The following is a 23,234-nucleotide window of genomic DNA, read 5'->3' as shown; positions in this document are numbered from 1 at the left end:
CGACCAGAGTGACGTCCATGACGTACTGACGGACTCCACCCCTGCTCCGCGCCACCGGTGATGCCTCCCGGGGGCCGTGACGCCGTCCGCTTTTCACGTTGGCAGCCAGAGATGAGCCTCCTTGTCCCAGCACCACCTCCCTCGGGAGCCCCTGCCCCCGTCCGCCCCGGCCACCGTCACGGTGTTCGCCTCTCCCGCGAGTTGGATCGAGTCCGATGCGCTCGCACAGTGCCAGCAGGTCGCCGCCCTGGACGGCATGCGGCACGTCGCCGCGATGCCGGACCTGCACCCCGGCAAGGGTGCGCCCATCGGCGCGGCCATGGCGTCGACAGTGCTGTACCCGTTCCTGGTGGGCTCCGACATCGGCTGCGGCATCGCCGTGTTTCCGATCAAGCTCAAGCGGGCCGTACCGGAACGGCTCGCCGCCCGGTTCCCCGACCTCGACCAGGCGCTCGACCCGGTACGCGACGCCGACGACCCCGCCTGGGCCGCCGTCGACTGTGACGTTCCAGCCGGCCATTTCGACGGCCTCGGGACGGTGGGTCGGGGCAACCACTTCGTGGAGTTGGCCCGCGTCGACACCGTCCTCGACGTGCGGCACGCGGGCCGGCTCGGGCTCGACGCCGGCGATCTCGTGCTGATCGTGCACAGCGGTTCCCGTGGTCTGGGCGAGCGGATCCTTCGGGCGCACACCGAGGTCCACGGCGCCGGGGCGGCCCCCGACCCCGCCGCCTACCTGGGCAGGCACGACGACGCCGTGCGCTGGGGTTCCCTCAACCGCCGGGTGCTGGCCGCCCGGGTGGCGCACGCGTTGGGGGCCGAACCCACCGCGCCGATCGTCGATGAGTGCCACAACCTGGTCGAGGTCCGGGACGGGGTCTACCTGCACCGCAAGGGCGCGGCGCCGGGTGACGGTCGCGACGTCCTGATCGCCGGCACCCGGGGAACGGCGTCCTATCTGGTGGCCGCGCACGCCGGGCCGGAGGCCAACCATTCGGTGGCCCACGGCGCCGGCCGCAAGATGTCGCGCGCCGACGCCCTGCGGCGGGGCAGGGCCAAGCACACGGTCGAGGAGCTACGCCGTACCCCGGTGGGTTCGCTGGTGGTGTGCGGTGACCGGCAACTGCTCTTCGAGGAGGCGCCCACGGCGTACAAGCGCATCGAGCAGGTGATCGCCGACCTGGTCGAACACCGGCTGGCCACCCCGGTGGTCAGCACGACGCCAGTGGTCACCTACAAGACGCCCGACCTCGGGTCCGCCGCACGCCCGGAGCGGCGGGGCCACCGCGGCCGGCGAGGCCACTCATGACCGCGTTCCTGCTGTTGTCGGCCGGACGTGGGCCGCAGGAGTGCGCCTGGGCACTGAGTCAACTGCTGCACCGGCTGCGCGACGAGGGCGTCCGCCGAGGTCTGACGATCCAGCAGGTCGAGGCGGTGCCCGGTGACCGCGCCGGCACCCACCGGTCGGTGTTGATCGGGATCTCCGGCGTGGACGCCGAGGCGTTCGCTGATTCGTGGACCGGGACGCTGTGCTGGCAGGCCCCGAGCCCGTACCGGTCAGGCGTCGGCCGGAAGAACTGGTACGTCACCGCCCAGCCGCCCGAACGCGACGCTCGGCCCACGACGTTTCGCGAGGCGGACGTCGACATCGTCGCCTGCCGCACCGGTGGGCCGGGGGGTCAGCACCGGAACAAGGCCAGCACGGCGGTACGCGCGACGCACCGCCCCTCGGGCCTGGTGGTCGTCGTGGACGAGGAGCGGCAGTTCAGCCTCAACCGTCGGATCGCCCTGGACCTGCTGCGCCACTGCATCGAGCAGGGCGACGAGGCGGCGCGGCGTGCCGTCACCACCGCCCGGTGGCGCGTCCACGACAGGCTGGTTCGCGGCGACCCGATCCGGGTGGAACGTCCGACGCGCTAGCGGCTCAGACCTCCAGCACGGCGTCAGCGAATGCCTGCGGCGCCTCCTGCGGCAGGTTGTGCCCGACACCGCCGCCGACGGTCCGGTGCTCGTACTGGCCGGTGAACTGCTTGGCGTAGACGGTGGGCTCGACGTGGGGCGCGCCGTTGGCGTCGCCCTCCATGGAAATACTGGGCACGGTGATCTTCGGTTGCGTGGCCAGGCGCTTCTCGATGTCGTCGTACTGTGCCTCGCCGTCGGCGAGGGCCATCCGCCACCGATAGTTGTGGATCACGATGTCGACGTGGTCGGGGTTGTCGAACGACGCCGCGCTGCGGTCGTACGTCGCGTCGTCGAACGTCCACTGGGGGGACGCGGTGTGCCAGATCAGCTTGTTGAAGGCGCGCCTGTTCTTGTCGTAACCCTCCCGCCCTCGCTCGGTGGCGAAGTAGTACTGGTACCACCACGCCAACTCCGCCTTCGGCGGCAGCGGCGCCTTACCGGACTCCTGGCTGGCGATCAGGTAGCCGCTGACCGAGACCAGCCCCCGGCAGCGTTCGGGCCACAGCGCGGCGACGACGTCGGCGGTCCGCGCGCCCCAGTCGAACCCGGCGAGCTTCGCGGTGTCGATGTTCAGGGCGTCCATCAGGGCGATGAGGTCGAGCCCCATGGCCGCCGGTTCGCCGTTTCGCATCGTGTCGTCGGAGAGGAACCGGGTCGTGCCGTAGCCCCGCAGGTAGGGGACGACGACCCGCTTGCCGGCCGCGGTGAGCAGCGGTACGACGTCGGCGAAGCTGTGGATGTCGTAGGGCCAGCCGTGCAGGAGGATCACCGCGTCCCCGTCGGGCGGACCGGCGTCCACGTATCCGACGTTCAGGACTCCGGCGTCGATCTGTCGCAGGTCGGTGAACCCGCCAGCGGCCTTTGCCATTGACTTCTCCCGCTTCCGGACCTGCTCGGATGTGCCGATCACGCCCGAATCTAGCTACCTGCCCGGAGCCTGAGCGCCGTTCACACAAGGACCGCTCGACGGATGCCGGACTGGGTACGATGCCCCGCTCCCGGGGATGTTCGCGGTCGAGGTCGTGGGGCTGTAGCCGGATGACCGTAGGGTGATGGCATGGCTGAGCGACCTCTGACCCTGATGGCGGTGCACGCCCACCCCGACGACGAGGCGACGAGCACCGGCGGCGTCCTTGCCCGCTATGCCGCCGAAGGGGTCACGACGGTGCTCGTGACCTGCACCGACGGGCGATGTGGAGACGGCCCGGGTGGGGTCAAGCCGGGCGAGGAGGGGCACGACCCGGCCGCCGTGGTGGCGATGCGCCAGGCCGAGCTGGAGGCCAGCTGCGCGACGTTGAACGTCACCCATCTGGAAACCCTCGGCTACGCCGACTCGGGGATGATGGGTTGGCCGACGAACGACCAGCCCGGCGCGTTCTGGATCACGCCGGTGGCGGAGGCGGCGGCCCGGCTCGCGGAGCTGATTCGGCAGTATCGGCCGGACGTGATCGTCACGTACGACGAGAACGGTTTCTACGGCCACCCGGACCACATCCAGGCGCATCGGATCACCATGGCCGCTGTCGAGCAGACGGACGTCCCGGCGAAGGTCTACTGGACCACTGTGCCGCGTACGGCGTTCGCGGAGTTCGGTCGGATCATGAAGGAGCTCGGCGTCGAGTGGGCCGAGCCGGACGCGGAGTCGGAGCCGGGGCCGCAGCTCGGTCTGCCCGACGACGAGATCACCACCTGGGTCGACACCAGCAAGTACGGCGCGCAGAAGTTCGCCGCGCTGGCCACGCACGCCAGTCAGACCGAGAACATCTTCTTCCTGCAACTGGGCCAGGAGCGGTTCACCGAGCTGATGGGCGTGGAGACCTTCCTGCGGGTGCGGGACCGCACGGGCGCGCCGACCCCCGAGGACGACCTCTTCGCCGGTCTGCGCTGATCACTCTTCGGTAGCGCCACCAGACATCGTCGGCCACCGGTTCGACGGTGTCTGGTGGCGTGCGCCGCGAACGACCTCACCACCCGAACCGGTCGCCGACCTCCGGCCTCCGGTCGCCGAAAGTTTCGCCGGCCGACCACTCACTGCCGGGCAGGTCATGTGATGAATTTCCGGAAGTTTTCAGCGTTGACGCCCAGACATAGATCGGCTTAACGTTTCGAGCAAGTTTCCGGTTTCGGCCGGAACCACCGGCGTCACCCAGCCATCTCGCGTCTCCACCCGAGCAGGACCGGACCCTCACCTCCTAGATCGACATCTATCTATTGATCATCTGGAAGGGCAGGCACATGAAGTTGAGACAGTGGTCGAGCGTCGGCCTGGTCGCCGTCGCGACCATCGCCACGCTGAACACGGTGCCGGCGACCGCGAGTCGACCGTACGACCCCACGACGCAGAGCCTCGGCACCCTCGGCCTGCGCCACGGTCTGCACGTCGGCACCGCGGTGAGCATGGATGCACTCAACGACGCCGGCGACCCGCAGTACCGCAGACTGGCCTCCTCCGAGTTCACCTCGGTCACCGCCGAGAACGTGATGAAGTGGGAGAGCCTGGAGCCGACCCGCGGCACCTACAACTGGGGGCCGGCCGACCAGTTCGTCGACTTCGCCAAGCGCAACCGGCAGAGCGTGCGCGGTCACGTGCTGGTCTGGCACAACCAGCTGCCCGCCTGGTTGACCAGCGGCGTCGCCGACGGCTCCATCAGCAAGCAGGAGTTACGCGAGCTGCTGCGCAAGCACATCACCACTGTGGTGAACCGCTACAAGGGCAAGATCTGGCAGTGGGACGTGGTCAACGAGGCGGTCAGCGACCCGTGGGACACCCCGTCGACCCTGCACTACAAGGGCTTCTGGGCGCAGAACCTCGGGCCCGGCTACATCGCCGACGCGTTCCGCTGGGCGCGCGCGGCCGACCCCAAGGCCCTGCTGTTCTACAACGACTACAACATCGAGGCGTTCGGCTCGGGCAACCCGGCCGACGACAAGACCCAGTTCGTCTACGACCTGACCAAGAGCCTGCGCGCTCAGGGCGTCCCGATCGACGGAGTCGGCGCCCAGGGCCACCTGGGCACCCAGTACGGCAACTTCGACACCCTCCAGGTGACCGCCGCGCTGAAGAAGTTCAGCGGGCTCGGCGTCGCGACCGCGTTCACCGAGGTCGACGTCCGCAGCCAGCTGACGGAGGGCGTCCAGGCGGGCAACTCCGAGGAGATCAACCCCCGGCTACAGGCGTCGGCCGCCAACTTCAGCGTGCTGATGAAGGCGTGCCTCGCCGTCCGAAGCTGCCTGTCGTACACGGTCTGGGGTTTCAGTGACAACCATTCGTGGGTGCCGGGCACGTTCAACGACCCACCGGAGGGCCTGGCCACCATCTACGACGAGAACTACCAGCCCAAGCGGGCGTACCAGGAGTTGAAGTCCGATCTGATCTTCGCGGGGCCGCCGTACGTCCTGCCCCGCATCGCACCCAAACCCCGCCGCTGACGCCCAGGGCCGTGTGGAGCTTCCCGAAGCTCCACACGGCCCGTGTGCCGCCACGGACGTCGCCGTTCGACTCACGTTCGGTGGTTCCGTCGCGCCATCCGGACGCCATCGGAGGGCTGGTGCCGGATCTGCCGGTTTATTGATGGTGTTGGTGTCACTATTGCAGGCGTGGGAACTGCGAAAACTGCCATGCCTGCGATCTCGCCGCTCACCGGCGATCCCATCAAGCGGGCCGATGCCGAGCGGCTAGCGGGGGTGCTGAAGGCCTTCGCCGATCCGGCGCGACTCCGGTTGCTCAGCCTGATCCAGTCCGCGCCGGAAGGTGAGGCCTCAGTGAGTGACCTCACCGCGGCGCTGAATCTCTCCCAGCCGACGGTGAGTCATCACCTCCGGATCCTCACCGAGGCCGGCCTCCTCGAACGCGACAAGCGCGGGGTCTGGGCGTACTACCGCCTGGTGCCCTCCGCGATCGCGCAGATCGCCGACCTGTTGACGCCGCCTCGGAAGCGGGCGACGAAGCGGGCCCGCTGACCGGGCCCGCAGGCCGGCGCGTCACATCCGCTCCACCGTGCGGATGCCCAGCAGGTGCAGCCCCTGCCGCAGGACCCGGGCGGTCAACTCGGCCAGCAGCAGCCGGCTCTCCCGCAGCTCATCCGTGGCCCGCAACACCGGGCAGCGCTCATAGAACGCGTTGAACGCCGTCGCGAGTCGGTGCAGGTAACCGGCGAGCTGATGAAACTCGAGACTTCGCTCCAGCTCGCCGACCACAGCGGCGAAGCCGAGCAGCTCGACCGCGAGCGCCCGCTCCGCCGGCTGCGCCACCACGATGGGCGCGTCCGGCCGCACGACGGTCCCGGCCCGCCGCAGCACGGACCGGATCCGGGCGTACGCGTACTGAAGGTAGGGAGCGGTGTTGCCGTCCATCGCCAACATCCGTTCCCAGTCCAGGACGTAGTCCTTGGTCCGGTCGACGGACAGGTCGGCGTACTTGATGGCGCCGATGCCCACCGCACGGCCGATCTCGGCGGCGGTCCCGGCGTCCAGATCCGGGTTCCTGCTCCGGGCCAGCTCGGTGGCGCGGGCGACCGCCTCCTCCAACAGCCCGACCAGCTTCACCGACTCACCGGCCCGGCTGCGCAGCATCCGCCCGTCGCCGCCGAGGATGGACCCGAAGCCGAGGTGCTCGGCCCGGGCCGGCGGGCAGAGCCAGCCGGCCGCCTCGGCGACGGCGAACACCATCGCGAAGTGCTGCCGCTGCGGTAGGCCGACGACGTACAGCAGCCGGGTGGCGCCCAGCTCGCCGACGCGCTGCCGCAGCGCGGCCAGGTCGGTGGCCGGATAGCCGTACCCACCATCGCTCTTGCGCACGATCAGCGGCAGCGGTTCGCCGTCCCGGCCGATGAACCCCTGCGGAAAGACGCACTCGGCCCCACCGCTGGGCAGCAGCAGCCCCAGCCGGTCCAGGTCGTCGACGACGCCCGCGAGCAGGTCGTTGTAGGCGCTCTCGCCCCGGAAGTCGGCAGCGGACAAGGTCACGTCGAGCAGGTCGTACACGGTCAGGAAGTACCGCTCCGACTGCGTCACCAGCAGCCGCCACAACCGGCGGGTCCGCTCGTCACCACGCTGCAACGCGACCACCCGCAGCCGCGACCGTTCCTGGAACGCCTCGTCGGCGTCGAACTTCACCCGGGCTGACCGGTAGAAGGTGTCCAGGTCCCCCATCGACAGGTTCTGCGCGGCTTCGGCCTCGCCGAGGTCGATCAGGTGCTCGATCAGCATGCCGAACGGTGTCCCCCAGTCACCCAGGTGGTTGACCCGCACCACCCGGTGCCCGAGCCAGTCCAGCAGCCGCACCGCCGCGTCGCCGATGATCGTGGAGCGGAGGTGCCCGACGTGCATCTCCTTCGCCACGTTGGGCGCCGAGTAGTCGACCACCACTGTCTGCGGCGTCCCCGTCGACGGCACGCCGAGCCGGGCGTCACCGGCCAGCCCGGCGACCAGGTCGGCCAGGGCCCGGTCGGCAACCGTCAGGTTGAGAAAGCCCGGCCCGGACACTTCCGCCGACACCCCGACGTCGTCGAGCACCGCGCGCGCCAGCACCGCCGCGGCGATGTCGCGCGGCGGGCGGCCGAGCCGCCGGGCCAGCGCCAGCGCCGCGTCGGACTGGAAGTCCGCACGCGGAGACCGCCGCACGAGCGGATCGACCGGGCCACCGGCCACCGCCGCGAACGCCGGTGCCAGCCGGTCGGACAACAACTTCTCAAGATCCATGAGTACGCCGATCTCGCTCGGACCCGCGCTGCCACGCGAGCCGTTGACGGGGGAGATACGGGCGGACCGAGGACGACCAGTGAACGACCGGCGGCTCGATCCGCCGGTCGCAGGTAACAGGTCAGCGCGGGCGGGCGACGGATCGCCGGCGTCGCCCCGCACCGACCTGGACGTCACACGACAGTCCGGTGCACTGAGCGATCACGCTGGTCATGCCGGGCAGCCTAGCGGCCCGGCCGACGCGACGACACGCGAATTCCCGTGGTCCGGGCGATGCCCGAAACGTCGCCTGGTCGTTTCGGTCGACTCGGCCCAGGGAACTGCATCGGGACAGACAAGGGGTGATGATGAGCCGACACGCACCACTGCCGATGGCCCGTACACGACGCGCGCTGGCGCTGCTCGGCGCCGTCACGCTGGCCGCCGCTGCCTGCACCGCCACCGAGGATCCGCCCGGCTCTGCCCCGGCGACCACGGCACCGGCCACCGCGTCGACGTCAGTGCCCCCGACAGATCCGCCATCGCCGAGCGCGAGCACCCCGGTGACGATCCCGACCTCGGCCTTCGTCGAGTTGCCCGCCGAACTACGGAAGTCCCCGCGACGGACGACGCCTGTCGAGGAGGCGTTGCCGAAGCTGTGCGGCAACGAGTTCGGCACCGGCGGCCGGCAGGTCACCGCGAGCGCCGCGATGACGGTCACCTACCAGAAGGCCGGCGAGCCCTCCAGCAACGTGCCGCAGGGAATGATCCACCAGACCATCTTCACCTTCGACGGCGACGGCGCCCCGGGTTACCTGAGCCGGCTCCGCACCGCCGTGCAGGCGTGCCCCTCGTACGACCAGTCCGGAAACCGCGTCACCGTCAAGAGTAAGGCGCTGCCCGGGGTCGGCGACGAGGCGTTGCTGCTGACCCGGACGTGGCCCGAGACGAGCCTGAACGGCGAACGCACCGGCGACACCGCGTCCAGCCAGATCGCGGTGGCCCGCGTCGACAGCACGGTGACGGTCTTCGACGACCAGGGGTGGGAGGGCACCAGCGGCAACCCCGCCATCCTGGACCGGGTCGTCCGCGACGGCGTACGCGCCATCGACGCCTGGCAGCGGTAACCCGCCCGTTCCGACGCGGGCTTCCACCGATCGGTTCGATCCTCGGTCGAATCATGGACACCTCGACGCGAGTCGCGCTCGCGCCGGAAGACTTGGGGATTCCGGTCCACAGTGGCAATCGCGACAGTGTGAAGCAGCCACCCGGGCCATCAGCGTTGGTCGGTGGAGGAGGTCGTCATGTCGGACGGTCAGGAGACGAAGGCGCCGTGGCTTCCGCCGCGGTGGTTCATCCGGCTGGCCTGGTCGGTGCACCGGGGCATGTACCGGGTCAGCGGCAGCCGGGTCGGGCTGTGGCGACCGCGCGAGCACCGGTGGGGCACGTTGCGCCTGACCACGACCGGTCGCCGCACCGGCCAACAGCGCAGCGTCATCATCGCGTACTTCGAGGATGGCCCGAACCTGGTCGGGGTGGCGATGAACGGGTGGGGCGAGGGTGCCCCCGCCTGGTGGCTCAACCTCCAGGCCCATCCGGACGCGTCCGTCGAGCTGGCCGACGGGCGCCGGCTGGTGCGCGGTCGCGTCGCCACCGACGACGAACGGTCGCGACTGTGGCCACGGTGGCGCGCGGCCGACAAGAACTTCGACGCCCACGCGGCACGGCGATCGTCGGAGACGACAGTGGTGGTGCTGGAGCCCGCATCGGGTGACGACGACGTGGCGTGAGCGCGCACCTCGTACCCGCCGGACAACTGAGGCGGTACGAGGTGCCGGACGCGTACATCCCGGGTGGTAGGCCCATCGGCAACTCCGGCATGACGACTCACCAGCTGGTTGCTTCCTAGGCTGCCACCTGTATTCGCCATGCGACCGAGGGGATCCACGATGTCTGTCAGTCACCTGTTCGCCGCCGCCGTAGCCGCCCCGCTCGCGGGGATCGAGCTGGCCGTACCGGCAGCCGCGCACGTGTCCGCCCAGCCAAGCGCAGCCACTGCTCTATCCATGAGTTCCGGGCGTTTCGGGGCCACTGTGGCCGTCCTGCTGGGGCTGGCCGGCACGATCATCGGAGGACTGGCAGTGGCCCGCCCCGCCAGTCGGCTCGGCACCGGCTCGGGGAGCCTCGGAGCCGTCCTGGCCCTGGCGACGGGGCTGATCGGTATGGCGCTCGGCGGGCTGGTGGCGGCCACCGCCGACAGTGGCATCGGCACGGGCAACGGGCGAGGCGGGGCCTATGTGGCGCTCGCGGTCGGACTGGCCGCGGTGGTGCTCGGCGGGCTGGCCCTGGTTCGCGCGCGCCGCACCGGCCGCCTGGCGGGCTGACTCAGGAGCGAGCGAGCCAACCCGGCACGGTCAGACCGGACTCATAGGCGAGGATCACCAACTGGGCTCGGTCCCGGGCATGGGCCTTGGTCATGATCCGGCTGACATGTGTCTTGGCGGTCGCCGGGCTCAGCACCAACCGTGCCGCGATCTCGTCGTTGGAGAGGCCGGCGGCGACCAGCGTCAGCACTTCACGCTCCCGCTCGGTGAGCACGCTCAGTCGCGGCCCGGGGTCGGGATGTTTGGCCCGGGCCGCGAACTCGGCGATCAACCGCCGGGTGATCGACGGCGCGATCAACGCGTCACCCCGGGCCACCACCCGCACTCCGTGGATCAACTCCGCTGGCTCGGTGTCCTTGACCAGGAAGCCGCTGGCACCGGCACGCAGCGCGCCGTAGACGTAATCGTCCAGGTCGAACGTGGTCAGGATGATGACGCGAGCATCGGAGTGCGCGACGATCTCACCGGTGGCGGCCAGGCCGTCGAGCCCGGGCATCCGGATGTCCATGAGGACGACATCGGGTCGCAGGTGCCGGGCCAGCCGCACCGCCTCGAATCCATCGGCGGCCTCGCCGACCACCTGGAGACCGTCCTCACCGTCGAGGATGGACCGGAAGCCGGCGCGTACGAGGGTCTGGTCGTCGACGAGGAGCAGCCGGATCACATCTGCTCCCCCACCGGTGCCGGGTCGGGTCGCATCGGCAGCCGGGCGCGGACCCGGAAGCCCCCGTCCGGCTGCGCGCCAGTGGTCAACGACCCGCCGAGTGCCAGGGCCCGCTCCCGCATTCCGAGGATCCCGCTGCCCGGCGAACCCGGCTGACCGGTGCCGTCGTCCTCGACCTCCACGAGCACGTCGTCGTGATCGCGCCGGACCCGGACGACTGCGGTGGTGGCACGCGCGTGACGCGCCACGTTGGTGAGCGCCTCCTGAACGATCCGATACACCGCCAGATCGACCTCCGGCGGTAGCGACCGCGTCTCGGCCAGCTCGGTACGGATCTCCAACTCCGGCCGAGCGGCCGTCCTGATCAGATCACCGAGGCGGTTCAGACCGGGTGCGGGCATGACCGCCGGGGCCTGCCGCAGTGCGCCCAGCGTCGCGCGCAACTCACTCAACGTCTCCTTGCTGGTCTGTTTGATCGCGGTGAGGGCCTGTTCGGACCGGGCCGGGTCGGGTCGGTGCAACGCGGCGCTGGCCTGCACGTTGATCAACGACAGGTGGTGGCCGAGCACGTCGTGCAGCTCCCGGGCGATGCGTAGCCGCTCTTCGGTGGCCCGTCGTCGGGCCTCCTCCTCCATCCGCTGCTCGGCGACGACCGCTCGGGCCTGCGCCTCGGCGAGGTAGGCGCGGCGGTTGCGGGTCACGCCGACGATGACCGCGACGAGCCAACCGGCGTGCAGCAGCGTCGCCCCGTTCATGGTGTTCGGGGAGCGGTTGTAGCTGTCCGCCACGGCGAAGGCGATCACCGAGGCGAGACCGAGCCCGATGGCGACCGCGAGATGTCCCTCGTCGACGACGGTGTAGAGCGCGACGACGAACACCAGCATGATCGGGCCGGGCCGGTGCAGCAACGCCCCGTACGCGCCAATGGCAGCCAGCGCCACGACGCCCACCGGCACCGGGTGACGTCGGCGGACGTACAGCGCGCCGGTGGAGAGCAGCACCACCAGCAGCGCCGCCCACTCGGCGACGGTGGCGATGCCGCGCGACTGCACCACCAGGCCGACGACGGCGACCAGACCCACGGCGGGCACCAGGAGCACGTCCGCCGTCCGGCCCCGCCACCCTGACATGGGCCGAAGCCTAGCCTCCCGCGAATGAGCGGGAGAAGGTCCGACTGGACGGTTCAGGTGTGCTGGCTGCCCTCGGCCAGGTTCGCGTCGTGGTGCAGGACGAAGATCCGGTCTCGTACCCAAGTGGAAGTTCGTTGATCATGTCGTGGGCGACGGCGCGGCCGGCGGCGGCCTCGATGCGATCCTGCCGGGCGTCGCGGCCACCACACCGGTACGGACCCACCACATCTCCCGCAGCTCCGGCAGCACCGACTCCGTACGCCCGGGGCCGGGTTGGCCCGGTCGAACGCGGTGGGCCTCTGCGGTGGCGGCCTCCCTCATGGACATACCTGCCAGGCGGCGGAGCAGGCTTTTTCTGGAGGATTGGACCACCCGGGCGTAGCTCTCGGCAATCGCTTGCGCACTCGCGGTTATGGATCGGCGGTGATCAGCCCTTGCCCAGGGAGTCGAGCTGCGCTCGCAGCGCCGTGGCGATCTCGCCGGCCGCGACGATCTGCTCCGGCGTGAGGGCGTCGACGAAGAACTCCCGGATGGCGCGCAGGTGGGGAAAGGTGGCTCCCCTGAACGCCTCGCCGCCGGCCTTCGTGAGCAGCACCTCCGCCCCACGGGGAACCGTGGCGCACTCCTGGCGGCGGATGAGGCCACGCCGCTCCATCCGCCCGAGGTGGTGGGAGAGCCGGCTCCGCTCCCACCCGATGTGCGAGGCGAGTTCGGACGACCGCATCGCCTCGCCCTCAGCCTCACTGAGAGCGAGGAGCACTGCGTAGTCTCCGGTCGAGAGCGAGGAGTCGCCCTGTAGGCGGGACTCGAGCCGGGAGCCGAGCGCTGCCGTCGTCTCGATGAAGTCCCGCCAGATGCGTAGCTCGTCGGCGGTCGGAAGTTGGCGTCCGCCCCGCCCGCCGGGTGTGGCCTCCGTCATCTCACTCTCCCGGGAATTGACGTGTCAATCGCCAAGTTAGCATCATTGACACGTCAACCGGTAGGCCTGCTCCCGTGGGTCGCCGGCGGATTGCACCGAGGAGGAGACGATGGCAGCCGCAGACTTCGAGCTGGGGCTCAACTCGTTCGGGGAGGTGGCCACCGACGGCGACCGGGTCCTGAGCGACGCCGAGACCGTACGGCTACTCGTGGACGAGGCACGGCTCGCCGAGTCGGCCGGACTCGACGTGTTCAGCGTCGGTGAGCACTACCGCGAGGGCCACAACGACTCGGCGACACCGGTGCTGCTGGCGGCAGTCGCGACGGCGACCGAGCGAATTCGCCTCGGCACCTCGGTCACCGTGCTCAGCACCAACGACCCGGTACGGCTCTACCACGAGTTCTCCACGCTGGACGCCGTCTCCGACGGCCGCGCCCAGATCGTCCTTGGCCGGGCATCCGCAACCGAGTCGTTTCCGCTGTTCGGGTACGACCTGGCCGACTACGAGCGGTTGTTCGAGGAGAAGCTGGACCTCTTCCTGCGGCTTCAACAGGACGAACCGGTCACCTGGTCCGGCACGGTACGGAGCCCACTGGCCGCACAGCGGCTGCACCCACGGATGCAGCCGGGCGGCATCCCGACCTGGATCGGTGTCGGGGGAAGCCCGAACTCGGTGATCCGCGCCGCCCGGCACGGGCTGCCGCTCATGCTCGCAATCATCGGCGGACGGCCCCAACGCTTCGCCGGTCACGTCGACCTCTACACCAGAGCGCTCGAACAATTCGGGCATACCCTGCAGCCAATCGGGCAGCACTCACTCGGCCTTGTCGCAGACACCGACGAGGAGGCGGTGGAGACGTGGTGGCGGTACTGGCAGCCGGTGGTGGCGGCCCTGGCCGCGGAACGCGGCTTCTACAAACCGGACCGCGCGCGCTACGAGGCGGAAATCGACCACGGGGCGCTCTTCGTCGGTTCGCCCGAGACGGTGGCGCAGAAGATCGCCACTGTCGCTCGCGACCTGCGACTGAGCCGCTTCGACCTGAAGTACGACATCATGCACCTGCCCCGCGAGGCACGGGCGCGCACCATCCAACTGCTGGGCAGTGAGGTCGCGCCGCGGGTCCGGGAGCTGCTGGCTAAGGAGCCCAACCATGTCTGATCTGCTGTTCGGCCTGGACACGTTCGGCGACGTACCGGAGGACGACAACGGCAAACTCGTCTCCCACGCGGCGGCGATCCGGCAGGTCGTCGACGAGGCCGTGCTCGCCGACCAACTCGGGGTCGACGTCATCGCCCTGGGCGAGCACCACCGGCCCGAGTACTCGGTCTCCACACCGGAGACGGTGCTGGCCGGAATCGCCACCCGCACCTCGCGGATCCGGTTGGCCTCCGGCGTGACAGTGCTGAGTTCCGACGACCCGGTACGGGTGTTCCAGCGCTTCGCCACAGTGGACGCGCTGTCGAACGGCCGAGCCGAGGTCATCCTCGGTCGCGGCTCGTTCACCGAGTCGTTCCCCCTCTTCGGCTACGACCTCCGCGACTACGACACGCTGTTCGAGGAGAAGATCGAACTGTTCGTCAAGTTGCTCGACGAGAAGCCGGTCACCTGGAGCGGCACCCTGCGTGCCCCGCTCGAGAACGCCGACGTGTTCCCGAAGACCGAGTCGGGTCACCTGGACACCTGGGTCGGTGTGGGTGGCTCGCCGCAGTCGGTCGTCCGCACCGCCCAGTACGGGCTGCCGCTCATGCTCGCCATCATCGGCGGCGCCCCCGAGCGCTTCGCGCCCTACATCGACCTGTACCGCAGGGCCGCCGATCAGCTCGGCACCACAGCGCACCCGGTCGGCATGCACTCGCCGGGCTTCATCGCCGACACCGACGAGCAGGCCAAGGAGATCTACTGGCCGCACTACCGGATCATGCGGGACCGGATCGGCAAACTGCGGGGCTGGCCCCCGATCCGCCGTCAGGAGTTCGACTCCGAGGTGGAGAACGGCTCCCTCTACATCGGCTCACCGGAGACGGTGGCCCGCCGGATGGCCCGTGCCATCCGCAGCCTCGGCGTCGGCCGGTTCGACCTCATCTACTCGGCCGGCGCGCAACCGGTCAGCGCCCGGATGCGCGCGGTGGAACTCTACGGCTCGAAGGTGATCCCCATGGTCCGCGAACTGCTGGCCTGATCAGCACTTCCCCAGCGAGAGGACGACATGAACGACAACGACCGGAGCCGGCCCACGACCCTCGGCATTCTCGGGGCCGGCAAGGTGGGCACTGTGCTCGCCCGGCTCGCCGTCGCCGCCGGCTACCGGGTACGGGTGGCCGGCTCCGGCGACCCGGCGAAGATCGCCCTCACCGTCGAGGTCCTCGCCCCGGGGGCCGAGGCCACCACGGCGGTCGACGCGGCGGCCGACGCCGACGTCGTCATCCTCGCCCTGCCCCTGGGCAAGTACCGCAGCGTTCCCGCCGAGGCGTTACGCGGCAAGCTCGTCGTCGATGCCATGAACTACTGGTGGGAGATCGACGGCATCCGCGACGACCTCACCAACCCGCGGACCTCGTCGAGCGAGACAGTCCAGGCGTTCCTGTCCGGCTCACGCGTCGTCAAGGCGTTCAACCACATGGGCTATCACGACCTGGAGGACGAGGCCCGGCCGGCGGGGGCGACCGGCCGCAAGGCCATCGCGATCGCCGGCGACGAGGACGCCGGCCTCACCGAGGTCGCGGCCCTGGTCGACGCGCTCGGCTTCGACCCGGTCGTCGCCGGCCCACTGGCCGAGGGGGTACGACTCGAACCGGGCAGCGAGCTGTTCGGCGCCAACGTGAGCGCCGACGAGGTACGCGCCATGCTCGACCGCTTCCCGGAGTCGGAGCGGGGACGGATCATCACCGCTGCCCGAGCCTCGACCTCACCCGAGGCCGCCTAGGCGCCGAAGGCCGCCCTGGGCTCCTGGTGCCGGCCCACGGCGTACTCCCGGTCGAAGTTGGCCGGGCCCAGCGCCTCGGTGGCGGCGGCGCGCATCCTGGCGAGGTCCGCGGCGTCGTCCGGGTCCGGCACCTGGCCGAGTGCCGCGAACGCGGCATCGGCGACGCCGATCATCCTGGCCGCGCGGGAGTGGTCCCCCTCGGCGGTCGCGAGCGCGGCGCCCGCGACGCAGACGTACGGCACGAAGTCGGCCCAGCCGTTGTGGAACACCCGCTCGCGGTTCTCGGCGAACAGCGTACGGGCCACGTCCAGGTTGCCCAGCCCCAGCTCGCAGAACGCGAGGTTGTGGAATTCGGAGTTGACCGTCCTGGGTTGGCCGAGCGCCTCGTTGAGCGCGATGCTCTCCCGGTACAGGTCCCGGGCGCGGAGCAGGTCACCGGACATCCTCGCGACGGCGGCCAGCACGTGCCTCGGTCGTTCCTCCAGTGCCCGGTCGCCGGAGCGCAGCGCCACCGCGAGAGCTTGCCGGGCCCGTGCCTCGCCACCAGGCAGGTCACCGCCGCGAATGGCGACCCGGGCGAGGCTGTAGCGGGCCTCCACCTCGCCCGCCAGGTCGCCGGCCGCCTGGGCCCGCTCGATCTCGGCCTCGCTCATCCGCACCACGGCGTCGGTCTCGCCCCGCCGGAAGGCCGAGCGGACGTTCTCGCTGAAGCTCACAGGTCTTCCTCCTTCTGGCCGGTCGCGTCGGTCAGGCCGCCTGGAACACGGTCCAGGTCTCCACGAGCGCGAAGCCCATCGCCTCGTAGAGCGGTCGACCCATCGGGCTGGCGTGCAGGTACGCGGCGTCCGCGCCGGCGGCGACGCCGTCGCGCACCGCCGCCTCGGTGAGCGCCCGGCCCAGGCCGCGGCCCCGGGCGGACGGTACGACGGCGATGTTGAACACCCCGATCACGCCGGAGGTGCGAATGCCGAGCCCGGTGCCGACCGGGCTGCCGGACTCCTCGGCCAGATACCCGGTGATGGCGTCGGTATCGAGCACCGCGCCGCCCATCAGCGGGCCGAAGAGGCCGTCGGGCGCCTCGAAGCTCCGGGTGAGGGCGTCGGTGTACCTGTCGCTCTCGGCGGCTCCGACCCGGCGGACCAGTGCCTGCGGGGTCGAGGCGGCCCGGAACACGATGTCGTCGGTGGCGCACGCCATCAGGGGGAGGTCGCTGCGTCCGCGCAGCCCGTGCCGGGCCGCCAGTTGGGCGACATCGTCGCTCGCCGCACCGCGAATGATGATCGACCAGTGCGGTGTCTGCCGGCTGACCTCGGTCGCCAACTCGTCGATGGCCGCGAGATCCGGCTCGGTGGCCGTCTCGAGGACCCCGTTGAGCGTCGGAACGCTGGCGTGGGTGAGCCCCGCGCGAGCGGTGCCCCGCTCGGCGTACCAGCCCTTCGGCGTCACCTGGCAGAGGAGTTGGATCGCGTCGAAGTACGCGGTCGCCATCTGGTCGGCGGTGGTGCTCATGTCTGACTCCTCCCGGAACGCTCGCCCTCGCCCAGCAACCTAGCCACCGGTCGGGTTGGTGAGCACCTTCGAGAGGCCGAGGTCACCCCGCAGCGGCACCTCACCGGCAGGAGGACGGTCGCCGAACGATCAGGAATCGAGAAGCTCGCGAGCGCCGCCCGGCCTAGCCTTTCCCCAGGCAGTCGGCAGCGCGCCGGGCCAGACGACGAGAGGAAGCCCGAGAATGTCCGCGAAGACCACCACGACCGGGTCCGACGGCTTCAGCGCCGAGGAGCGGGCCGCGATGAAGGAGCGCGCCGACGAGCTGCGCGCCGAGGGCAAGAAGGGTGCCAAGAAGGCGGACGGGCTGCAAGCGATCCTCGACCGGATCGCGCAGATGGGGCCGGAGGACCGCGCGCTCGCCGAGCGGGTGCACGTGACGGTGACCGCCGCCGCCCCGGGGCTGACGCCGAAGACCTGGTACGGGATGCCCGCCTACGCGAACGAGGACGGCAAGATCGTCGTCTTCTTCCAGGACTCCGGTAAGTTCAACTACCGGTACTCGACAGTGGGCTTCCAGGACCCGGCCAACCTCGACGACGGGGATTTCTGGCCGGTGGCGTACGCGTTGCAGCAGTGGAGCCCGACCGTGGAGAAGAAGCTCACCGAGCTGGTGCGGACAGCGGTCTCCTGACCGACGCCTGCCCCCTCGTCGGCTCGCTCACGGTGCGATGATGGAGGGCCGGAGCCGACGGAGACAGGTGGTGCGGACGATGCGATGTGGGCCGGCGGCGGTACGACGAGTCCCCCGATGACCGGCCGGGCCGGCGAGGTGTTCGACACGGGTCGGACGGTCTCCGACATCGAATCCCTGCTCGCCGCGGAGCTGCCCACAGGTGGCGTGCCGGTCAGCGAGGGGGACCCGGTCACCGGTGAGTGGACCGGCACCCGGGGCGAGGGTTTTCGGATCGCCCCGCTCTGGGAGAGCGACGCCCTGACGGGTGTGTACGGCGCCGAATGGAACCAGGCAGAGGAGACCGCCGAGGCGAACCTGGCCCTCGTCGTAGCGGAGTTGACCCAGAGGTGGGGCGCGCACCGCACTGTCTCCATGCGGGTGCCGCTGTTTCGGGACCAGGCCGGTGAACCCATGCCGGCGCTGTTCCAGTCGCTCTGTGACCTGGACTGCTACGGCGACCTGACCGTGTGGGGGCCGACCGTGACCGAGGGGCGGTGGGTCGCGGTCTCGGTCAACCAGTGTGACGGCGACGCTCCCATGATCCTGACGGCAGTCGTCAGTCAACTACCGATCATCGAACTGTCGGACTGACCTGCCCGGTGACCCACGGCCCGGATGCGGGGCTGTCATCGACATTGCACTCGGCTCCTATGGTTCGGGCATGTCGATCACAGACCAGGCGCTGGCCATCGAGGCGGCCGAAGCTGGAGCCGCAGTCGTCGGCTCCCGGTACGGCTCAGCACTGACGCGCGTCATGAAGACCGCCGGCGACTTCGCCACGGCCGCCGACATGGAGGCCGAGCACGCCATCATCGACGTCCTGCGCGCGGCGCGTCCGGACGACGCCGTGGTGGCCGAGGAGAGCGGGCGCACGGGTGCCGGCGACAACGGGCGCACCTGGCTGGTCGACCCGCTGTGCGGGACGTTGAACTTCGCCGCGCGGACCATGCTGGCCTCGGTCAACGTCGCCCTGCGGGTCGGGCCGGACGTCACAGTGGCGGCGTCGGTGGACCCGTTCGCCGATGAGGTGTTCTGGACCGACGGCACCGCCGCGTACGTCCGGGGGGTTGCGGGGACGGACGAGCGACTCGTCCCGTCGGCCGAGTCGACGCTTGTCGACCTGAACCTCGACCCGCCCTTTCCCAATCGGGACGTCTTCCTGGCCGCCCGTCTGCTCGCCGACGAGGGCTTCGTCGACCAGTTCCGGCCCCGGGTGGTCTCCACCAGCCTGGCCGTGGCCTGGGTCGCCGCCGGCCGCCGCGCCGCCTATGTGACCGACCGCCACGACCTGCGCAACAGCGTCCACTTCGCGGCCGGAATCGCGCTCTGCGAGGCGGCCGGCTGCGTGGCCACCGGGCTCGACGGTCAGCCCCTGCACACCGGTGGCGACGGTCTCGTGGTGGCCGCGGACGAGCGGACGCACGCCGCCCTGCTGACGCTCATCCGGAAACAGGGCCAGCCATCGACCCGGTCTTGACATGAAGTGCGGTTGAAGTTCTAGCGTCCCTAGATGATCACGTCCGGGCCGCCGCGCCCGGACGTACGTCGGCCGAACGCCACCGTCGAAGGGATTCCGATGTTCCTGTCCCGCCTTCTCCGCCCACGCACCGTCGCGAGCGCGCACTGCGACCTCCCCTGCGGCGTCTACGACCCGGCGCAGGCCCGCATCGAGGCCGAGTCCATCAAGGCGATCTCCGAGAAGTACCAGGCCAGCGACGACCCGGAGTTTCGCACCCGCGCGCTGCTCATCAAGGAGCAGCGCGCCGAACTGGTGAAGCACCACCTCTGGGTGCTGTGGACCGACTACTTCAAGCAGCCGCACTTCGAGAGGTACCCCCACCTGCACGGCCTCTTCAACGAGGCGACGAAGCTGGCAGGTGCCGGCGGCGCGAAGGGCGCCGCGGACCCGGCGGTCGCCGAGCAGCTCCTCGGCAAGATCGAGGAGATCTCGAAGATCTTCTGGGAGACCAAGCAGAGCTGATCAGCCGGCACCGGGTGGCACCGGCCACCCGGTGCGGCGTACCGCGTTCGGGAGGAACCGCATGACGTCGCGCACCGACCTCGTCGAAGATCTGATGAGCCGTTTTCCCCACGTGCCGCGGGAGGCGGTCCTCAAGGAGGACCTGCTGCGGGGCGGGCTCGCCTTCGACGACGCGGCACTGACCGACAACGAGCACGGCGACGTGAAGCCGAAGTCGTACTTCATCTTCTCCTTCGATCACCGGACGTTGCCCGAGTTGGGGACGGCGGCGCTGCGCCGGCCACCGGAGGAGATCGTGCTCACCGGGGGTCCGTACGAGCTGCGTCGTACCGTCGTCTCGGTCCGCACCAACCCCAGCTCGCCGTACCGTGTCGGCACCGACAGCGACGGTCGACTGCGCCTGTTCCTGGACGGACGGCCGATCGCCGATGTCGGGCTGCCCCCCATGCCGGCGTACTACCGTCACACGCTCGCCAACGGCAAGTCGGTGATGGAGGTCGCCCCGACGATCCAGTGGGGCTATCTCATCTACCTGACCGCGTTCCGGGTCTGCCAGTACTTCGGCGCCAAGGAGGAGTGCCAGTACTGCGACATCAACCACAACTGGCGGCAGCACAAGCAGGCCGGCCGGCCCTACACCGGGGTCAAGCCCGTCGACGAGGTCCTCGAGGCCCTGGAGATCATCAACCGACACGACGTCGATCGCGCGTCGCAGGCGTACACGCTGACCGGTGGCAGCATCACCTCGCAGGTCAACGGGCTGGCCGAGGCCGACTTCTACGGCCGGTACGCGCAGGCGATCGAGGAGCGGTTTCCGGGACGGTGGATCGGCAAGGTGGTGGCCCAGGCGCTCCCCCGAGCCGATGTGCAGCGGTTCCACGACTACGGGATCCGCATCTACCACCCCAACTACGAGGTGTGGGACAAGCGGCTGTTCGAGTTGTACTGCCCGGGCAAGGAGCGGTACGTCGGTCGGGAGGAGTGGCACCGACGCATCCTCGACTCGGCCGAGGTGTTCGGCCCGCGCAACGTGATCCCGAACTTCGTGGCGGGCGTCGAGATGGCCGCCCCGCACGGCTTCACCAGCGTCGACGAGGCGATCGCCTCCACCACCGAGGGGCTCGACTACTTCATGTCCCGGGGATCACACCCCGCTTCACCACCTGGTGCCCGGAGCCCACCACACCGCTGGGCCGGACGAACCCGCAGGGCGCGCCGCTCGAATACCACGTCCGCCTGCTGGAGGCCTACCGGGCGACGATGGACGCCCACGGCCTGTCCAGCCCGCCCGGGTACGGCCCGGCCGGGCCCGGGCGAGCGGTCTTCTCGGTCAGCTCCTTCATGGACACTCTGCCGTCCACGGATTCGTGACGGCGCGCTCGGCCGCCTCGCCCACGTCGATCCGCCGAGGAGCGGTATACCTCAGAGGCATATCCACACCCCTGAGGTATACCGCTCAGCACCGCAATCGCCTCCGACGAAGGTGACCGACGGCGACCGCCCTGATGAAACAGGTTCTAGCTGGCGTACGTCTCGAACTCACCGACCCGTGGCGTACCGCTGGAACTGTTGATCTTGAAGTTGACCTTGCTCATCGCGGTGGCCGGGAAGGTGATCGAACCCGCCCCACTGCCGGAGGCCAGGACAGCTCCGTTGTCGTTGTTGATCAGCTGCCAGGACCCGATGGATCCCTGGGTGCCGGACGGCTCGCGGATCACCACGCGGGACACCTGGGTCGCGGAGCCCCACTTGATCGAGATCGTGCCGGTCGAGCCGGCCGGTGACCACCAGGTGCTCAGGTTGCCGTCACGCACATTGCCGTAGCTGGTTCCGCTGGCCTTGCTGGAGCCGTCGGCGCCGGCACCCAGGCTGAGGTTGGTCCCGCCGGTGGGCGGGGGCGTCGTGGGCGGGGGCGTCGTGGGCGGGGGCGTGGTCGGCGGCGGGGTGGTCGGCGGCGGGGTCTGCGGCGAGCAACTGCCGTCGGACACCTTCAGGCCCGTGTTGGCGCCGACCGTCTGACGGACGACCTCCGGCACGCAGCTCGCCCCGTCGAGACGGTACGAATACGGGATGCTGACAGTGGTGTTGGAGGTCGGGTTCGGTCCGGCGGGGTAGTTCTCGCTGCCCGCGCTGGACCAGGTCACGTTGTCGAAGACGTTGCCGGCGACCTGCCAGTAGCCGCGCTCGTTGGTGTAGAAGGTGCCCAGGACGTCCTTGGAGTCGCGGAAGTAGTTGTTCTCCACCTTGGCCCTGGCCCCCGCCCGGGAGTTGATCCCCGACTCGTGCAGGCTCACGTAGTGGTTGTTGTAGATGTGGGCGACCCCGCCTCGCAGCAGCGGCGTGCGGGAATCGATGTTCTCGTAGAGGTTGTGGTGGTACGTGATGAAGCCGTTCGAGAGGTCGCTCTCGCTGGACCCGACGAGGCCACCCCGACCTGAGTTGCGCAGGACGCTGTACGACAGCGTCACGTACTGGGTGTTGTCCTTCATGTCGAAGAGGCCGTCGTACCCCTCGGACTCCCCGCCCGAGGCCTCCAGGGTGACGTGATCGACCCAGACGTTGCGGACCGTGCTCTCCATGCCGATGGCGTCCCCACCGTTGGAGGTGGGCGAGCCCGACTTCTTGACGTTCCGAACCGTCACGTTCTGGATGATGATGTTGCTGGAGTCGCGGATGTGGATGCCGAGCTGGTCGAAGACGGCGCTGCCGACCCCGATGATGGTGACGTTGCTGATCTGCTTGAGCTCGATCACGCCCGCCGCGGTGTTGCAGCTCGACCCCGACACCTTGCTGGTGTTGCCGTGATTGATGGTCCCGCTCACCTCGATGGTGATCGGGGTGCTGCTGCTGGGCCGACCGCACAGAGCCGCGTGGATCGCGGTGCCCGTGGTGGCCCGCACCGTCTGCCCGCCCGCGCCGCCGGTGGTCCCGCCGTTCTGGGTGGCGTAGCCGGTGGCGCTGCCGACCGCCGCCGAAGCCTGCGGGGTCGGTAGGGCCACCCCGACCGCGATCACCACGGCCACCGCGGCCAGCACCGCCTGACGTCGCAACACGACTGGTCGTCTCATGTCGCCTCACCTTCGCATTCGTCTCGTTCCAGGTTTCGACTCGACGGAGATCGCGACCACAGCTGCCGACGGACAACATTCCAGAATTGACGGCAGTCAATCGCAAGGATTACATCGAGATCGCTCGTGCCCTGCTAGGAGCAGGGTTGTGCCGTGCGAGCGGAGTGCGCCCGGTGCCATCGCTCACACGACCGTCAAATGGAACATCGATGTAACGCAATCGTAGGAAAGCGGTTTCCGGAAAGGCAATAGCTGACGCTTGCAGGTTTGTTGCAGTGCTCGCGGGAGGGGTCGACCGC

General features: G+C 69.9%; 24 protein-coding genes. 16 read left to right on the top strand and 8 right to left on the bottom strand.

All coding sequences use genetic code 11. The annotated features are described in order from the left end of the window. The first annotated feature begins 121 nt into the window (after window positions 1-121). Together ACGF3C_RS11650 and prfH are read left to right on the top strand one after the other, a co-directional pair. On the top strand, window positions 122-1,309 hold the full coding sequence (locus ACGF3C_RS11650) for an RNA ligase RtcB family protein (RefSeq protein WP_393221161.1): 1,188 nt from the start codon (window positions 122-124) through the stop codon (window positions 1,307-1,309). Next, window positions 1,306-1,920 carry a peptide chain release factor H gene (prfH, locus tag ACGF3C_RS11645; protein WP_393221158.1) on the top strand — a complete coding sequence of 205 codons (615 nt, stop codon included), beginning with the start codon at window positions 1,306-1,308 and terminating at the stop codon, window positions 1,918-1,920. The genes ACGF3C_RS11650 and prfH overlap by 4 nt, the downstream gene beginning before the upstream one ends. A gap of 4 nt (window positions 1,921-1,924) precedes the next feature. Here prfH and ACGF3C_RS11640 read toward each other — a convergent pair whose 3' ends face one another. After that, window positions 1,925-2,830, bottom strand: coding sequence for an alpha/beta fold hydrolase (locus ACGF3C_RS11640; RefSeq protein WP_393221155.1), 906 nt, complete (start codon window positions 2,828-2,830; stop codon window positions 1,925-1,927). Window positions 2,831-3,019: 189 nt separating this feature from the next. Here ACGF3C_RS11640 and ACGF3C_RS11635 point away from each other — a divergent pair, with 189 nt between their 5' ends. The 3 genes from ACGF3C_RS11635 to ACGF3C_RS11625 all read left to right on the top strand — a co-directional run bounded on the left by ACGF3C_RS11635 (window position 3,020) and on the right by ACGF3C_RS11625 (window position 5,922). Next, window positions 3,020-3,850, top strand: a complete 831-nt coding sequence (locus tag ACGF3C_RS11635) for a PIG-L family deacetylase (RefSeq protein WP_357225112.1) — start codon at window positions 3,020-3,022, stop codon at window positions 3,848-3,850. A 347-nt stretch (window positions 3,851-4,197) separates the two neighbouring features. Further along, window positions 4,198-5,391, top strand: a complete 1,194-nt coding sequence (locus tag ACGF3C_RS11630) for an endo-1,4-beta-xylanase (protein WP_393221152.1) — start codon at window positions 4,198-4,200, stop codon at window positions 5,389-5,391. A gap of 189 nt (window positions 5,392-5,580) precedes the next feature. Continuing rightward, window positions 5,581-5,922 (top strand): helix-turn-helix transcriptional regulator, encoded by a 342-nt coding sequence (locus ACGF3C_RS11625; RefSeq protein ID WP_238686609.1) that lies wholly within the window; start codon window positions 5,581-5,583, stop codon window positions 5,920-5,922. A 21-nt stretch (window positions 5,923-5,943) separates the two neighbouring features. Here ACGF3C_RS11625 and argS read toward each other — a convergent pair whose 3' ends face one another. Continuing rightward, window positions 5,944-7,662 (bottom strand): arginine--tRNA ligase, encoded by a 1,719-nt coding sequence (gene argS, locus ACGF3C_RS11620; protein ID WP_393221149.1) that lies wholly within the window; start codon window positions 7,660-7,662, stop codon window positions 5,944-5,946. A 347-nt stretch (window positions 7,663-8,009) separates the two neighbouring features. Between argS and ACGF3C_RS11615 the strand changes: the two genes are divergently transcribed. From ACGF3C_RS11615 to ACGF3C_RS11605, 3 genes are all read left to right on the top strand, one after another. Beyond that, a complete protein-coding gene (locus ACGF3C_RS11615; RefSeq protein WP_393221146.1) occupies window positions 8,010-8,768 on the top strand; it encodes a hypothetical protein in 759 nt (252 codons plus the stop codon). A 177-nt stretch (window positions 8,769-8,945) separates the two neighbouring features. After that, entirely contained in the window at window positions 8,946-9,431 is a 486-nt protein-coding gene (locus tag ACGF3C_RS11610; RefSeq protein ID WP_393221143.1) for a nitroreductase/quinone reductase family protein, read from the top strand. Between the two features lie 159 nt (window positions 9,432-9,590). Continuing rightward, the gene (locus ACGF3C_RS11605; protein ID WP_393221140.1) at window positions 9,591-10,025 is read left to right on the top strand and encodes a DUF6223 family protein; all 435 of its coding nucleotides are present in this window, start codon (window positions 9,591-9,593) and stop codon (window positions 10,023-10,025) included. Window position 10,026: 1 nt separating this feature from the next. Here ACGF3C_RS11605 and ACGF3C_RS11600 read toward each other — a convergent pair whose 3' ends face one another. The 3 genes from ACGF3C_RS11600 to ACGF3C_RS11590 all read right to left on the bottom strand — a co-directional run bounded on the left by ACGF3C_RS11600 (window position 10,027) and on the right by ACGF3C_RS11590 (window position 12,738). Beyond that, entirely contained in the window at window positions 10,027-10,689 is a 663-nt protein-coding gene (locus ACGF3C_RS11600; RefSeq protein WP_357225081.1) for a response regulator transcription factor, read from the bottom strand. Further along, complete coding sequence (locus ACGF3C_RS11595) at window positions 10,686-11,819, bottom strand: sensor histidine kinase (protein ID WP_393221137.1); 1,134 nt, start codon at window positions 11,817-11,819, stop codon at window positions 10,686-10,688. Before ACGF3C_RS11595 ends, ACGF3C_RS11600 begins: the two co-directional genes overlap by 4 nt. 427 nt (window positions 11,820-12,246) lie before the next feature. Further along, on the bottom strand, window positions 12,247-12,738 hold the full coding sequence (locus tag ACGF3C_RS11590) for a MarR family winged helix-turn-helix transcriptional regulator (RefSeq protein WP_393221134.1): 492 nt from the start codon (window positions 12,736-12,738) through the stop codon (window positions 12,247-12,249). A 109-nt stretch (window positions 12,739-12,847) separates the two neighbouring features. On the opposite strand from ACGF3C_RS11590, the gene ACGF3C_RS11585 reads away from it, so the two are divergent. From ACGF3C_RS11585 to ACGF3C_RS11575, 3 genes are read left to right on the top strand one after another with little or no spacing between them, the layout of a single operon-like run. After that, a complete protein-coding gene (locus ACGF3C_RS11585; protein WP_357206360.1) occupies window positions 12,848-13,897 on the top strand; it encodes an LLM class flavin-dependent oxidoreductase in 1,050 nt (349 codons plus the stop codon). Further along, entirely contained in the window at window positions 13,890-14,918 is a 1,029-nt protein-coding gene (locus ACGF3C_RS11580) for an LLM class flavin-dependent oxidoreductase (RefSeq protein ID WP_357225063.1), read from the top strand. The genes ACGF3C_RS11585 and ACGF3C_RS11580 overlap by 8 nt, the downstream gene beginning before the upstream one ends. A 27-nt stretch (window positions 14,919-14,945) precedes the next feature. Next, complete coding sequence (locus ACGF3C_RS11575) at window positions 14,946-15,662, top strand: NAD(P)-binding domain-containing protein (RefSeq protein WP_357225058.1); 717 nt, start codon at window positions 14,946-14,948, stop codon at window positions 15,660-15,662. Here the strand turns inward: ACGF3C_RS11575 and ACGF3C_RS11570 are convergent. Together ACGF3C_RS11570 and ACGF3C_RS11565 are read right to left on the bottom strand one after the other, a co-directional pair. Beyond that, complete coding sequence (locus ACGF3C_RS11570) at window positions 15,659-16,378, bottom strand: tetratricopeptide repeat protein (protein WP_393221129.1); 720 nt, start codon at window positions 16,376-16,378, stop codon at window positions 15,659-15,661. The genes ACGF3C_RS11575 and ACGF3C_RS11570 overlap by 4 nt on opposite strands. Before the next feature lie 31 nt (window positions 16,379-16,409). After that, window positions 16,410-17,171 carry a GNAT family N-acetyltransferase gene (locus tag ACGF3C_RS11565; RefSeq protein ID WP_393221126.1) on the bottom strand — a complete coding sequence of 254 codons (762 nt, stop codon included), beginning with the start codon at window positions 17,169-17,171 and terminating at the stop codon, window positions 16,410-16,412. A gap of 223 nt (window positions 17,172-17,394) precedes the next feature. Between ACGF3C_RS11565 and ACGF3C_RS11560 the strand changes: the two genes are divergently transcribed. From ACGF3C_RS11560 to ACGF3C_RS11540, 5 genes are all read left to right on the top strand, one after another. Beyond that, window positions 17,395-17,844: an iron chaperone gene (locus tag ACGF3C_RS11560; RefSeq protein ID WP_393221123.1), complete on the top strand. Its 450-nt coding sequence runs from the start codon at window positions 17,395-17,397 to the stop codon at window positions 17,842-17,844. Between the two features lie 117 nt (window positions 17,845-17,961). Then, window positions 17,962-18,477 (top strand): hypothetical protein, encoded by a 516-nt coding sequence (locus ACGF3C_RS11555; RefSeq protein WP_357225039.1) that lies wholly within the window; start codon window positions 17,962-17,964, stop codon window positions 18,475-18,477. 70 nt (window positions 18,478-18,547) lie between these two features. Beyond that, window positions 18,548-19,363, top strand: coding sequence for an inositol monophosphatase family protein (locus ACGF3C_RS11550; RefSeq protein ID WP_357225034.1), 816 nt, complete (start codon window positions 18,548-18,550; stop codon window positions 19,361-19,363). Between the two features lie 99 nt (window positions 19,364-19,462). Beyond that, window positions 19,463-19,867: a superoxide dismutase, Ni gene (gene sodN / locus ACGF3C_RS11545; protein ID WP_357264579.1), complete on the top strand. Its 405-nt coding sequence runs from the start codon at window positions 19,463-19,465 to the stop codon at window positions 19,865-19,867. A 61-nt stretch (window positions 19,868-19,928) separates the two neighbouring features. Then, on the top strand, window positions 19,929-21,440 hold the full coding sequence (locus ACGF3C_RS11540; protein ID WP_393221119.1) for a radical SAM protein: 1,512 nt from the start codon (window positions 19,929-19,931) through the stop codon (window positions 21,438-21,440). On the opposite strand, the gene ACGF3C_RS11535 is transcribed toward ACGF3C_RS11540, so the two are convergent. Then, on the bottom strand, window positions 21,385-22,935 hold the full coding sequence (locus ACGF3C_RS11535; RefSeq protein WP_393221116.1) for a polysaccharide lyase family 1 protein: 1,551 nt from the start codon (window positions 22,933-22,935) through the stop codon (window positions 21,385-21,387). The two genes, ACGF3C_RS11540 and ACGF3C_RS11535, sit on opposite strands and share 56 nt — an antisense overlap. Between the last annotated feature and the right edge of the window lie 299 nt (window positions 22,936-23,234).

Origin of the sequence: Micromonospora sp. NPDC047762 (assembly GCF_043204655.1) — a bacterium.
Lineage (GTDB): Bacteria > Actinomycetota > Actinomycetes > Mycobacteriales > Micromonosporaceae > Micromonospora.
This window is presented reverse-complemented; position numbering and strand designations above follow the sequence as displayed.

Excerpts from the sequence above, each read along its gene's own strand:
- ACGF3C_RS11625 (WP_238686609.1), top strand. The coding sequence starts at position 5,581 with ATGCCTGCGATCTCGCCGCTCACCGGCGATCCCATCAAGCGGGCCGAT.
- prfH (WP_393221158.1), top strand. The coding sequence starts at position 1,306 with ATGACCGCGTTCCTGCTGTTGTCGGCCGGACGTGGGCCGCAGGAGTGC.
- ACGF3C_RS11640 (WP_393221155.1), bottom strand. The coding sequence starts at position 2,830 with ATGGCAAAGGCCGCTGGCGGGTTCACCGACCTGCGACAGATCGACGCC.
- ACGF3C_RS11610 (WP_393221143.1), top strand. The coding sequence starts at position 8,946 with ATGTCGGACGGTCAGGAGACGAAGGCGCCGTGGCTTCCGCCGCGGTGG.
- ACGF3C_RS11595 (WP_393221137.1), bottom strand. The coding sequence starts at position 11,819 with ATGTCAGGGTGGCGGGGCCGGACGGCGGACGTGCTCCTGGTGCCCGCC.
- ACGF3C_RS11565 (WP_393221126.1), bottom strand. The coding sequence starts at position 17,171 with ATGAGCACCACCGCCGACCAGATGGCGACCGCGTACTTCGACGCGATC.
- ACGF3C_RS11550 (WP_357225034.1), top strand. The coding sequence starts at position 18,548 with ATGTCGATCACAGACCAGGCGCTGGCCATCGAGGCGGCCGAAGCTGGA.
- ACGF3C_RS11630 (WP_393221152.1), top strand. The coding sequence starts at position 4,198 with ATGAAGTTGAGACAGTGGTCGAGCGTCGGCCTGGTCGCCGTCGCGACC.
- sodN (WP_357264579.1), top strand. The coding sequence starts at position 19,463 with ATGTTCCTGTCCCGCCTTCTCCGCCCACGCACCGTCGCGAGCGCGCAC.
- ACGF3C_RS11560 (WP_393221123.1), top strand. The coding sequence starts at position 17,395 with ATGTCCGCGAAGACCACCACGACCGGGTCCGACGGCTTCAGCGCCGAG.
- ACGF3C_RS11540 (WP_393221119.1), top strand. The coding sequence starts at position 19,929 with ATGACGTCGCGCACCGACCTCGTCGAAGATCTGATGAGCCGTTTTCCC.
- ACGF3C_RS11615 (WP_393221146.1), top strand. The coding sequence starts at position 8,010 with ATGAGCCGACACGCACCACTGCCGATGGCCCGTACACGACGCGCGCTG.
- ACGF3C_RS11575 (WP_357225058.1), top strand. The coding sequence starts at position 14,946 with ATGAACGACAACGACCGGAGCCGGCCCACGACCCTCGGCATTCTCGGG.
- ACGF3C_RS11585 (WP_357206360.1), top strand. The coding sequence starts at position 12,848 with ATGGCAGCCGCAGACTTCGAGCTGGGGCTCAACTCGTTCGGGGAGGTG.
- argS (WP_393221149.1), bottom strand. The coding sequence starts at position 7,662 with ATGGATCTTGAGAAGTTGTTGTCCGACCGGCTGGCACCGGCGTTCGCG.
- ACGF3C_RS11580 (WP_357225063.1), top strand. The coding sequence starts at position 13,890 with ATGTCTGATCTGCTGTTCGGCCTGGACACGTTCGGCGACGTACCGGAG.
- ACGF3C_RS11605 (WP_393221140.1), top strand. The coding sequence starts at position 9,591 with ATGTCTGTCAGTCACCTGTTCGCCGCCGCCGTAGCCGCCCCGCTCGCG.
- ACGF3C_RS11535 (WP_393221116.1), bottom strand. The coding sequence starts at position 22,935 with ATGAGACGACCAGTCGTGTTGCGACGTCAGGCGGTGCTGGCCGCGGTG.
- ACGF3C_RS11590 (WP_393221134.1), bottom strand. The coding sequence starts at position 12,738 with ATGACGGAGGCCACACCCGGCGGGCGGGGCGGACGCCAACTTCCGACC.
- ACGF3C_RS11635 (WP_357225112.1), top strand. The coding sequence starts at position 3,020 with ATGGCTGAGCGACCTCTGACCCTGATGGCGGTGCACGCCCACCCCGAC.
- ACGF3C_RS11555 (WP_357225039.1), top strand. The coding sequence starts at position 17,962 with ATGACCGGCCGGGCCGGCGAGGTGTTCGACACGGGTCGGACGGTCTCC.